This is a genomic window from Aquabacterium sp. A08 (assembly GCF_011742065.1).
This window is the reverse complement of the sequence record NZ_JAAQQT010000690.1, coordinates 41,267-42,329: the sequence shown is the minus strand read 5'-3', so window position 1 is coordinate 42,329 and position 1,063 is coordinate 41,267. Positions and strand designations below refer to the sequence as shown.

Annotated in this window: 1 protein-coding gene; it reads right to left on the bottom strand. The window is 69.2% G+C overall.

Annotation, left to right across the window (positions count from 1 at the left end; translation table 11 throughout):
* Positions 1-1,063 (bottom strand): transglutaminase family protein (locus HA630_RS23835; protein WP_243855545.1); only part of this gene is annotated, 1,063 nt, incomplete at both ends.

Genomic DNA, 1,063 nt, shown 5'->3' with positions numbered 1-1,063 from the left:
AAGGTGGGCAGCAGGAAACGGTCGTGCAGTTCGGTGCCCCAGCGGGTGAGTTTGCCGTGCCACGGTTGCTGCCAGAAGCGGGCCACCAGCGCGCGCAACAGCAGCTGCTGGGCGATGCTCATGCGGGCGTGGGGTGGCATCTCGAAGGCGCGCAGCTCCAGCAGGCCCAGCCGGCCGGTGGGGCTGTCGGGGCTGTAGAGCTTGTCGATGCAGAACTCGCTGCGGTGGGTGTTGCCGGTCACGTCCACCAGGATGTTGCGCAGGGTGCGGTCCACCATCCAGGGCGGCATGTCCTGGCCATACACCTGCCGGTTTTTCTCGATCTGGTTGAGGGCGATTTCCAGCTCGTAGAGCTGGTCGTTGCGGGCCTCGTCCACCCGCGGGGCCTGGCTGGTGGGGCCGATGAAGAGCCCGCTGAACAGGTAGCTCAGGCTGGGGTGGTTGTGCCAGTAGGCGATCAGGCTGGCCAGCAGTTCGGGCTTGCGCAGGAAGGGCGAATCGGTCGGGGTGGCGCCGCCCAGCACGAAGTGGTTGCCACCGCCGGTGCCGGTGTGGCGGCCGTCGGTCATGAACTTCTCGGCACACAGGTGGGTCTGGTGCGCCGCGTCGTACAGGAATTCGGTGTGCGCCACCAACTCGCCCCAGTTGTGGGCGGGGTGGATGTTGACCTCGATCACACCGGGGTCGGGCGTGACCTGGAGCATTTTCAGGCGCGGGTCGCGCGGCGGCGGGTAGCCTTCCAGCACGATCTGCACGCCCAGTTTTTCGGCCGTGGCTTCGACGGCGGCGAGCAGGTCGAGGTAGTCCTCCAGCCGCTGCAGCGGCGGCATGAAGACGTAGAGGTGGCGGCTCTGGCCGCCCAGCCGGGTTTCGGCCGAAGGGCCGTTGGCGCGTTGCGGGTCGCGTGCTTCCACGCACAGCGCGGTGCGGGTGAGCCAGGCGGCCGATTCGCCGCGCTGCGGGTAACGCGCGCTCATGGGCTGGGCCGGGGCGGCGCCGGGCACGCCCAGGCCGTTCGGGTCGCCTTGCCAGACCGGGGTGCCGTCATCGGCCACGCCGTAGG